Consider the following 11,074-nt stretch of genomic DNA (forward strand, 5'->3'; position numbering starts at 1 on the left):
ATGCCGCGCAACGCGCAGGGCGCGCCCTGGGTGCGGACCCGGCTGCGGGCCGCGCCCGGGTCCACCGTCGCCTTCGGTGTGCTGGTGCTGGTCACGGCGTTCCTCGCGGCGCTCCTGCCCCGGGCCGTCGAGGCGTACGAGACGGACGGGCTGCGCGAGGCCGTCGCCATGGCCGCCCCCGAGTCCACCGTGCTGGAGCTGAAGACCCCGCAGCCCGGTCTCGAACGGCCGGACCGGGCCCGTGCGGACGCGGTCCGGCCGGAGGCGCTCGCGGCGGTCGACGCACAGGCCCGGGCGCTGCTGCCCGCGCCGCTGCGGGCGGACCCGGCCGAGTCGGCGTACGGGGTGCGGACGGGGGAGAGTCTGGAGGCGCTGGACGCGTCGCTGCCGCGGCCGGACGGGGTGCCGCCCCGCTTCACCCTGGCCACCCAGTCGGGACTGGCGGGCCATGCCACCGTGCGGGAGGGCCGGTTGCCCGCCGCCGGCCGGGAGTCCCTGGGCGCCAGGGAGGTGGAGGGCGCCGTGACCACCGAGACGGCCCGCGCGCTGCGGCTGCGCTCCGGCTCCTCGCTCACCCTGGCCGGATTTCCCGACGGGCCGCTGACCGTACGGATCACCGGCATCCTCCAGCCCCGGCACCCGCAGCGCAGCTACTGGTCGGCGGAGCCGGTGCTGCGCACCCCGGCCCTGGCCTCCCTGGGCAGCCGCCCGCCGCAGTTCTACTGGGAGGCGGGCGTCCTGCTGGCGCCCGGGGCCGCACCGGCGCTGCTCGGCGGAACGGGCGAGCCGGAGAAGTACTGGCGGTACGCGCCCGCCACGGGGCGGCTCACCGGGGCGGACACCGCGGCGCTGGTCGCGGCGGTCGCGTCGCTGGAGAACGGGCCCGGGCTGGTGCGGATGCGCGGGGCCGCCGGTCCGCTCGCGCAGGTGTCCACCGGTCTGGAGCAGGTCGTCGGTTCCTTCACGCGGACGCGTGACGCCATCGCCCCCGTGGTGGCCGTGGCGGTCTTCGGCATCGCCGCGGTCGCTTCGGTCGTCCTGGTCATGAGCGGTGGTCTGGCCGCCGCCCGCCGCGACTCCGAACTCGCCCTGCTGCGGGCCCGGGGCGGCTCCCTGCGCGGCATCGCCGGGCGGTTGCTGGCCGAGTGCGCGACGACGGCGCTGCCCGCCGCGGCCTGCGGTCTGCTGCCGGCCGTGCTCGTCGTGGACGGGGGCCGGCTGCTGCCCGCGGTCCTGTGGGCGGGGGCCGTGGCGCTGCTCGCCTGTGTGGCGCTGCCGGTGCGCGCGGCCGTGGCGCACCGCCGGCCGCGGGTGCACCGGGAGCGCGACGATCTGGCCCGCACCAGGCCCGGCGGGCGCCGCACGGTCGTCGAAGTGACCGTGCTGGTGCTGGCCGCCGGCTCGGTGCTGACGCTGCGCCGCCGCGGTGCGGGCGAGCCGGGCGATCTGCTGGTGAGCGCGGCGCCGGTGCTCGTCGGGCTGGTGGCGGCGCTGGTCCTGGTCCGGCTGTATCCGCTGCCCCTGCGGTGGGCGGCCGGCCCGGCCGGGCGGCTGCGCGGTGTGGTCGGGTTCCTGTCGCTGGCCCGGGCGGGCCGCTCACCGGCCGCGGTCGCCGTGCTGCCGCTGCTCGCCCTGCTGACGGCCCTGGCCACGGCCGCGTTCGGGGGGTCCGTGCTGACAGGTGTGTCGGTCGCCCGGGACCGGGCCGCGCTGCTGAAGACGGGTGCGGACGCGGCTGTCCTCACCGACGGCACTGCGCTGCCGGCGGGGCTGGCGCGGGCGGTGGGTGAGGTGGCGGGGGTCCGGGAGGTGACGGCCGTGGGCATCGGGTACGCCTCGGAACGCGCGTCCGACGAGCCGGGGTCGCTGCCCGTGGTGGGGGTCGAGCCGGACTCGTACGCGGGACTGGCCCGGCACGTGGGGCTAGGGGGTTTCGCGGCGGAAGCCCTGCGGAGCCGGGGCGGGGTACTGGACGCGGTCGCCTCCCCGAGCGTCGCCGAGCGGCTGGGGAAGTCGCCGCGCCGGATCGTCACCGACGGCGGGCCCGTGACCGTACGGGTCGTCGCGGTGCGGCCCCGCACCCCTGCCGTCCCCGAGGGCGAGTTCCTGCTGGTCGACGCGGCCGGCCTGAAGGGCTCCCCCGCCCCTTCGGTGCTGCTGGCGGCCGGTGCCGGGCTCGACGGGAAGGCACTGCGGGCGGCCGTGGGCGATGCCGGTCCGGGCCTGGCCGTGACCGTGCGGAGCGAGGAACGCGCGGCGCTGTCCGACTCGCCGTTGCAGGAGGGCGCCGAACGGATCTACGCCTGGGCCGTCGCCGCGGGTGCGGGCTACGCCGTGCTCGCCCTGGTGCTCGGTCTGCTGCGGTCCGCTCCGGAACGGGCCGCCCTGCTGGCCCGGCTGCGCACGCTCGGCATGACGACCCGCCAGGGCAGGCGGCTGCTCGGCCTGGAGGCGTTGCCGCAGACCCTGCTCGCGGCGGGCGGGGGCGCGGCGGCCGGCTGGGCGACGGTGGGGCTGCTCTCCCCCGGCATCGACCTGGACCGGCTGGCCGTGGCCGGCGTCTCGGGCGTGACGGCCCCGGACGCGGTGCTGCGGGCGGATGTGTGGTCGCTGGCCCTGCCGGCCGCGGGCGCGGTGCTGCTGGCGGGAGCGGTGGCGGTCGCGCAGGCCTGGTGGGCGGGGCGCCGGACACCGATCACTCACCTCAGGGCGGGAGACATGCGATGAGCGGTACGACGGAGTCGCTCGAGGAGCTTCAGCGTCGGGTGGAGCGCCGGCGCGACCGGCCCGCCTACGGGCACGACGCCCTGATCGTCTGCGACCGGCTGGTGCGGATCTTCGCCAGGCGCGGGGGCGGGGACGCGGTGGAGGTGCAGGCGCTCCAGGGGCTCGATCTGCTGGTGCGCGAGGGCGAGTTGATGGCCCTGGTGGGCGCGTCCGGCAGCGGCAAGTCGACGTTGATGAACATCCTCGCGGGCCTGGACGTCCCGACGGCGGGCGCCGCGAAGGTCGCGGGCCGTGATCTGCTGACGATGGACGGGAAGGCCCGGCTGCGGTACCGGCGTGAGGTGGTGGGCTTCGTCTGGCAGCAGACGGCACGCAATCTGCTGCCGTACCTGACGGCCGCCCAGAACGTCGCGCTGCCCCTGCAGCTGGCGGGCGGCCCCCGGCGGGGGCGTGCCGGGCGGGTGGACGATCTGCTGTCCCTGCTGGGCGTCGCCGACTGCCGGGACCGGCGTCCGCAGGCGATGTCGGGTGGTCAGCAACAGCGCGTCGCGATCGCGGTCGCCCTCGCCAACGACCCCGCCGTGCTGCTCGCCGACGAGCCGACCGGCGAGCTGGACTCGGCGACCGGACAGCAGGTCTTCGCGGCGTTCCGCCGGGCCAACGAGGAACTGGGCACGACGATCGTCATCGTCACGCACGACCAGGCGGTCGCCGGTGAGGTCCGCCGCACGGTCGCCATCCGGGACGGCCGCACCTCGACGGAGGTGCTGCGCCGCACGGAGGTCGACGAGACGGGCCGGGAGTCCCTCGTGGCACGCGAGTACGCGATGCTCGACCGCGCGGGCCGCCTCCAGCTGCCGGCCGAGTACACGGCCGCCCTGGGCATGGCGGACCGGGTGCTGCTCGAACTGGCCGAGGACCACATCCAGGTACGGCCGGACGCGAACAACGGTGAGGACAGCGGCGAGAACAGGAACGGCGACGACACCGGCGCCGAGACCGACGGCCGGAGCGGCGGGAACGGCTGAGGACATGCGACAGCGCCTGCCCGGGCGTCCGGTCGGGGACTGTGGGGCAGGCGCCGTCAGTGTTCCGTACGCCTTTGTACGGGACGTCTTTTCGATGGACCGTCAGACCATCAGCGCGCGGTCCGTGGGACGGATCGGCGCCGGCAGCTCGCTCGCGCCCGTGAGGGCACGGTCCACTCCGCGCGCCGCCGAACGGCCCTCGGCGATCGCCCAGACGATGAGCGACTGGCCGCGGCCGGCGTCACCGGCGACGTACACGCCCGGCACGTTGGTCCGGAAGTCGGCGTCGCGGGCGATGTTGCCGCGCTCGTCGAGCTCCAGGCCGAACTGCTCGACCAGGCCGTTCTCCCGGTCGGTGCCGGTGAAGCCCATCGCGAGGGTCACCAGCTGCGCGGGGATCTTGCGCTCGGAGCCCGGCTTCGGGGTGAGCTTGCCGTCGAGGAACTCCACCTCGGTGAGGTGCAGCCACTGGACGTTGCCGTCCTCGTCGCCCTCGAAGTGGGTCGTCGAGACGGAGTAGACCCGCTCGCCGCCCTCCTCGTGCGCCGAGGTGACCTTGTACAGCATGGGGAAGGTCGGCCACGGCTGGGAGGCCGCGTTCCGCTCCTCGCCCGGGCGGGGCATGATCTCCAGCTGCGTGACGGAGGCCGCGCCCTGGCGGTGGGCGGTGCCCACGCAGTCCGCGCCGGTGTCGCCGCCGCCGATGACCACGACGTGCTTGCCCTCGGCCGACAGCGGAGTGGTGACGTAGTCGCCCTCCTGGACCTTGTTGGCCAGCGGCAGGTACTCCATGGCCTGGTAGATGCCCTTGAGCTCGCGGCCGGGCACCGGCAGGTCACGGGCCGTGGTGGCGCCGACGGCCAGGACGACCGCGTCGTAGCGCTTCTTCAGGTCCGTGGCCTTCAGGTCGCGGCCGATCTCGATGCCGGTGCGGAAGCGGGTGCCCTCCGCGCGCATCTGCTCGATACGGCGGTTGATGTGCCGCTTCTCCATCTTGAACTCGGGGATGCCGTAGCGGAGGAGGCCTCCGATGCGGTCCGCGCGCTCGTAGACGGCGACGGTGTGGCCGGCGCGGGTCAGCTGCTGGGCGGCGGCGAGACCCGCCGGGCCCGAGCCGATGACGGCGACGGTCTTGCCCGAGAGGCGCTCCGGGATCTGCGGGGCGACGTCCCCGGTCTCCCACGCCTTGTCGATGATCGAGACCTCGACGTTCTTGATGGTGACGGCCGGCTGGTTGATGCCGAGCACGCACGCCGACTCACAGGGAGCGGGGCACAGGCGGCCCGTGAACTCCGGGAAGTTGTTCGTCGCGTGCAGGCGCTCCGAGGCGGCCGCCCAGTCCTCGCGGTAGGCGTAGTCGTTCCACTCGGGGATCAGGTTCCCCAGCGGACAGCCGTTGTGGCAGAACGGGATGCCGCAGTCCATGCAGCGGCTGGCCTGCTTGCTGATGATCGGCAGCAGGGAGCCGGGAACGTAGACCTCGTTCCAGTCCTTGACGCGCTCCTCGACGGGGCGGGACTTGGCGAGCTCGCGCCCGTGGTTCAGGAAGCCCTTCGGGTCAGCCATTGATCGCCGCCTCCATCATCTTCTCGTGGGTCTCGGTCTCGGAGAGACCGGCTCGCTCGGCGGCTTCCTTGGCGGCGAGCACTGCCTTGTACGTGCTGGGGATGATCCTGCTGAAGCGCTCGACGGCGGTGTCCCACTCGCTCAGGAGCTTCTCGGCCACGGTCGAGCCGGTCTCCTCCTGGTGGCGGCGGACCACGTCGTGCAGCCACTGCTTGTCGGTGTCGTCCAGCGCCTCGACGGCGTCCAGGTTGCCGACGTTGACGTTGTCGCGGTCCAGGTCGATCACGTACGCGATACCGCCGGACATGCCGGCCGCGAAGTTGCGGCCGGTCTCGCCGAGCACCACCGCGTGACCGCCGGTCATGTACTCGCAGCCGTGGTCGCCCACGCCCTCGGAGACGACCGTGGCGCCGGAGTTGCGGACGCAGAACCGCTCGCCGACCTTGCCGCGCAGGAACATCTCGCCGCCGGTGGCGCCGTAGCCGATGGTGTTGCCGGCGATGACGCTGTACTCGGCGAGGTGGTCGGCCGCGCGGTCCGGGCGGACCACGATCCGGCCGCCCGAGAGGCCCTTGCCGACGTAGTCGTTGGCGTCGCCCTCCAGGCGCAGCGTGACACCGCTGGGCACGAAGGCGCCGAAGGACTGGCCCGCGGAGCCGGTGAAGGTGATGTCGATGGTGTCGTCGGGCAGGCCCGCGCCACCGAACTTCTTCGTCACCTCGTGGCCGAGCATGGTGCCGACCGTGCGGTTGATGTTGCGGATCTGCACCTGGGCGCGCACCGGCTGGGCCTCGGTGGCGCCGGACGCGGCGAGCGCGTCCGAGGCCAGCTTGATCAGCTGGTTGTCGAGCGCCTTCTCCAGACCGTGGTCCTGGGCGATCAGCTGGTGGCGGACCGCGCCCTCGGGCAGCTCGGGCACGTGGAACAGCGGCTCCAGGTCCAGGCCCTGCGCCTTCCAGTGGTCGACCGCGCGGGTCACGTCGAGCGTCTCGGCGTGGCCGACGGCCTCCTCGATGGAGCGGAAGCCCAGCTCGGCGAGGATCTCGCGGACCTCTTCGGCGATGTACTGGAAGAAGTTCACGACGTACTCGGCCTTGCCGGAGTAGCGCTCGCGCAGGACCGGGTTCTGCGTGGCGATGCCGACCGGGCAGGTGTCCAGGTGGCAGACGCGCATCATGATGCAGCCGGAGACGACGAGCGGCGCGGTCGCGAAGCCGAACTCCTCGGCGCCGAGCAGCGCGGCGATGACCACGTCGCGGCCGGTCTTCAGCTGGCCGTCGGTCTGCACGACGATGCGGTCGCGCAGGCCGTTGAGCAGCAGCGTCTGCTGGGTCTCGGCGAGGCCGAGCTCCCAGGGACCGCCGGCGTGCTTCAGCGAGGTGAGCGGGGAGGCGCCCGTGCCGCCGTCGTGGCCGGAGATCAGGACGACGTCCGCGTGCGCCTTGGAGACACCCGCGGCGACCGTGCCGACGCCGACCTCGGAGACCAGCTTGACGTGAATCCGCGCCTGCGGGTTCGCGTTCTTCAGGTCGTGGATCAGCTGGGCGAGGTCCTCGATGGAGTAGATGTCGTGGTGCGGCGGCGGGGAGATCAGACCGACACCCGGCGTCGAGTGACGGGTCTTGGCGACCCACGGGTAGACCTTGTGGCCGGGCAGCTGGCCGCCCTCGCCGGGCTTGGCGCCCTGGGCCATCTTGATCTGGATGTCGTCGGAGTTGACCAGGTACTCGGAGGTCACACCGAAGCGGCCGGAGGCGACCTGCTTGATGGACGACCGGCGCGCCGGGTCGTACAGGCGCTCCGCGTCCTCGCCGCCCTCACCGGTGTTGGACTTGCCGCCCAGCTGGTTCATGGCGATGGCGAGGGTCTCGTGCGCCTCCTGGGAGATGGAGCCGTACGACATGGCGCCCGTGGAGAAGCGCTTGACGATCTCGGAGACCGGCTCGACCTCGTCGATGGAGATCGGCTGCCGGTCCGACTTGAAGCCGAAGAGCCCGCGGAGCGTCATCAGGCGCTCGGACTGCTCGTTCACGCGCTCGGTGTACTTCTTGAAGATGTCGTACTTGCCGGAGCGCGTGGAGTGCTGGAGGCGGAAGACCGTCTCCGGGTCGAACAGGTGCGGCTCGCCCTCGCGGCGCCACTGGTACTCGCCGCCTATCTCCAGCGCGCGGTGCGCCGGGGCGATGCCGGAGGCCGGGTAGGCCTTGGCGTGCCGGGCGGCGACCTCCTTGGCGACGACGTCGATGCCGACACCGCCGATCTTGGTGGCCGTGCCGTTGAAGTACTTCTCGACGAAGGCGTCGTCGAGACCGACGGCCTCGAAGACCTGGGCGCCGCGGTAGGAGGCGACGGTCGAGATGCCCATCTTGGACATGACCTTCAGCACGCCCTTGCCGAGGGCGTAGATGAGGTTGCGGATGGCCTTCTCGGGCTCGACGCCGGGCAGGAAGGTGCCGGCGCGGACCAGGTCCTCGACGGACTCCATCGCCAGGTACGGGTTGACGGCGGCGGCGCCGTAGCCGATGAGCAGGGCGACGTGGTGGACCTCGCGGACGTCACCGGCCTCGACCAGCAGGCCCACCTGGGTGCGCTGCTTGGTGCGGATGAGGTGGTGGTGGACGGCCGCGGTGAGCAGCAGCGACGGGATCGGCGCGTGCTCGGCGTCCGAGTGGCGGTCCGACAGGACGATCAGACGGGCGCCGTTCTCGATGGCGGCGTCGGCCTCGGCGCAGATCTCCTCGATGCGCGCGGCCAGGCTGTCACCGCCGCCGTGCACCCGGTACAGGCCGGACAGGGTCGCGGCCTTGAAGCCGGGCATGTCGCCGTCGGCGTTGATGTGGATGAGCTTGGCCAGCTCGTCGTTGTCGATCACCGGGAAGGGCAGCAGGACGCTGCGGCAGGAGGCCGCGGTCGGGTCGAGCAGGTTGCCCTGGGGGCCCAGCGACGAGCGCAGGGAGGTGACCAGTTCCTCGCGGATGGCGTCCAGCGGCGGGTTGGTGACCTGCGCGAACAGCTGGGTGAAGTAGTCGAAGAGCAGGCGCGGGCGGTCCGACAGCGCCGCGATCGGCGAGTCGGTGCCCATGGAGCCGATCGGCTCGGCACCGGCCTTGGCCATCGGCGCGAGGAGGACGCGCAGCTCCTCCTCGGTGTAGCCGAAGGTCTGCTGGCGGCGGGTGACCGAGGCGTGCGTGTGCACGATGTGCTCGCGCTCGGGCAGGTCCTCGAGCTCGATCTCACCGGCCTCGAGCCATTCCGCGTAGGGGTTCTCGGCGGCGAGCCCGGCCTTGATCTCGTCGTCCTCGATGATGCGGTGCTCGACGGTGTCGACGAGGAACATGCGGCCCGGCTGGAGGCGGCCCTTGCGGACGACCTTGGAGGGGTCGATGTCCAGGACGCCGACCTCGGAGCCGAGCACGACGAGGCCGTCGTCGGTGACCCAGTAGCGGCCGGGGCGAAGGCCGTTGCGGTCCAGGACCGCGCCGACCTGCTTGCCGTCGGTGAAGGTGACACAGGCCGGGCCGTCCCAGGGCTCCATCATCGTGGAGTGGAACTGGTAGAAGGCGCGCCGGGCCGGGTCCATGGAGTCGTGGTTCTCCCACGCCTCCGGGATCATCATCAGCACGGAGTGCGGCAGGGAACGGCCGCCGAGGTGCAGGAGCTCCAGGACCTCGTCGAAGGAGGCGGAGTCGGAGGCGTCCGGCGTACACACCGGGAAGATCCGGTCGATGGCCTTGTCGTCGGAGCCGAACAGGTCGGAGACCAGCTGCGACTCGCGGGCCACCATCCAGTTGCGGTTGCCCTTGACGGTGTTGATCTCACCGTTGTGCGCGACGAAACGGTAGGGGTGGGCCAGCGGCCACGACGGGAAGGTGTTCGTCGAGAACCGGGAGTGCACGAGCGCGATCGCGGAGGCGAAGCGGCGGTCGGACAGGTCCGGGAAGAAGGGCTCCAGCTGGCCGGTGGTCAGCATGCCCTTGTAGACGATGGTCCGCGCGGACAGCGACGGGAAGTAGACGCCGGCCTCGCGCTCGGCGCGCTTGCGCAGCACGAAGGCCTTGCGGTCGAGGGCGATACCCGTGGGGGGCACTGCCGTGCCGTCAGCGACGAAGATCTGGCGGAAGACCGGCATGGTCGACCGGGCGGTGGCACCCAGCAGCTGGGGCGCGACCGGCACCTCGCGCCAGCCGAGGACGGTGAGGCCCTCGTCGGCGGCGATCGCCTCGATCTGCGAGACGGCGTCGGCGGTGGAGTCCTCCGGCAGGAAGGCGATGCCGACGGCGTAGGAGCCCGCGGCGGGCAGTTCGAATCCGGCCACGTCACGGAAGAAGGCGTCCGGGACCTGCGACAGGATGCCGGCGCCGTCACCGGAGTCGGGCTCGGAGCCGGTGGCGCCGCGGTGTTCGAGGTTGCGCAGGACGGTCAGAGCCTGTTCAACCAGGGTGTGGGACGCCTCGCCGGTGAGGGTGGCGACGAAGCCGACGCCGCAGGCGTCGTGCTCGTTGCGGGGGTCGTACATACCCTGCGCAGCAGGGCGAGCATCCATGAAGGACCAGTTCTGGCCATTCGCGGAATGCTGGGACGGCTGGCGCGGCGTACGCATCGGCTCTCCCGTCGTCGTCTGTGGCATATGCAAAAAGTGCCGAGGGACGACGTTGGCCCTCGCGTGATCGCAAAATTTCGTGCAGGTTACATGATGGAGCGGTTCTCGGGAACCGGGATAATCCGTTCCAGCATGCGGACACTGCGGGTTGGCGGCGGGGGTACCGCACCAGCAGTGGAAGCTGTGGAGGGACCGCACGAAACGATCGGGTCAGATCGGTTTGCGTCGGCCCGGGGAGCGGAGCGGGCGTCTTCACCCGACCCGCTGAGGGTGCGCGGCGAGCGTCGTTGCCCGCAGCGCTTACGGCTCATGCCCGGCCGTCGCACATCCGAAACCAACGAGTAACGACTACTTATGCAGCCCCTTGCATAAGTCCGAGCCGCGCTATCCTACGGCCGTTCCGAACACGGTGCCCAGGGCGTACGTCACACCGGCCGCCGCGCCACCCAGGAGCAGCTGCCGCAGCCCGCTGTACCACCAGCTGCGCGCCGTCACCTTGGCCACCACCGCGCCGCACAGGAAGAGACCCAGCAGCGCCAGCAACACCGCCGGCCACATGCTGCTCGCGCCGAGCAGGTAGGGCGCGACGGGAATCAGCGCACCCAGCGCGAACGAGCCGAAGCTCGACACCGCCGCCACGGTCGGCGAGGGCAGATCGCCGGGGTCGATCCCCAGCTCCTCCCGGGCGTGGATCTCCAGCGCCTGCTCGGGATCCCTCGACAGCTGCCGGGCCACCTCCTGGGCCAGCCGCGGCTCGACACCCCTCGACTCGTAGAGCGCGGCCAGCTCGGCCTCCTCGTCCTTGGGGTGCTTGCGCAGCTGGCGGCGCTCCACGTCCAGCTCGGCCTCGACCAGCTCGCGCTGCGAGGCGACGGAGGTGTACTCGCCGGCGGCCATGGAGAAGGCACCGGCGGCCAGGCCCGCGAGTCCGCTGAGGACGACGGTGTGCTGACTGACCGCACCGCCCGCCACACCGGTCATCAGAGCGAGGTTGGAGACGAGGCCGTCCATCGCGCCGAACACCGCGGGACGCAGCCAGCCGCCGTTCACGTCCCGGTGCGTGTGATTGTCCCGGTGCGCCTCGTGCAGCGTCGCCTCGGTCTCGATGATGGCCATGAGAAGAACCCCACTCCCCGTCCACGGACTGTCTCCG

The 11,074-nt window shown here is 72.4% G+C and carries 5 protein-coding genes; 2 read left to right on the forward strand and 3 right to left on the reverse strand.

What is annotated here, in order from left to right:
- Together ACFCXS_RS12945 and ACFCXS_RS12950 are read left to right on the forward strand one after the other, a co-directional pair.
- Positions 1-2,727, forward strand: a complete 2,727-nt coding sequence (locus ACFCXS_RS12945; RefSeq protein ID WP_376643297.1) for an ABC transporter permease — start codon at positions 1-3, stop codon at positions 2,725-2,727.
- On the forward strand, positions 2,724-3,755 hold the full coding sequence (locus tag ACFCXS_RS12950; protein WP_376643298.1) for an ABC transporter ATP-binding protein: 1,032 nt from the start codon (positions 2,724-2,726) through the stop codon (positions 3,753-3,755). Before ACFCXS_RS12945 ends, ACFCXS_RS12950 begins: the two co-directional genes overlap by 4 nt.
- 102 nt (positions 3,756-3,857) lie before the next feature.
- Here ACFCXS_RS12950 and ACFCXS_RS12955 read toward each other — a convergent pair whose 3' ends face one another.
- The 3 genes from ACFCXS_RS12955 to ACFCXS_RS12965 form a co-directional block, all read right to left on the reverse strand.
- A complete protein-coding gene (locus ACFCXS_RS12955) occupies positions 3,858-5,321 on the reverse strand; it encodes a glutamate synthase subunit beta (RefSeq protein WP_376643299.1) in 1,464 nt (487 codons plus the stop codon).
- The gene (gltB, locus tag ACFCXS_RS12960; protein ID WP_376643300.1) at positions 5,314-9,921 is read right to left on the reverse strand and encodes a glutamate synthase large subunit; all 4,608 of its coding nucleotides are present in this window, start codon (positions 9,919-9,921) and stop codon (positions 5,314-5,316) included. The genes ACFCXS_RS12955 and gltB overlap by 8 nt, the downstream gene beginning before the upstream one ends.
- Before the next feature lie 384 nt (positions 9,922-10,305).
- Positions 10,306-11,037, reverse strand: coding sequence for a VIT1/CCC1 transporter family protein (locus ACFCXS_RS12965; RefSeq protein WP_376643301.1), 732 nt, complete (start codon positions 11,035-11,037; stop codon positions 10,306-10,308).
- Between the last annotated feature and the right edge of the window lie 37 nt (positions 11,038-11,074).

The sequence above is a fragment of the Streptomyces sp. NPDC056373 genome (assembly GCF_042262425.1).
Classification (GTDB): Bacteria; Actinomycetota; Actinomycetes; order Streptomycetales; family Streptomycetaceae; genus Streptomyces.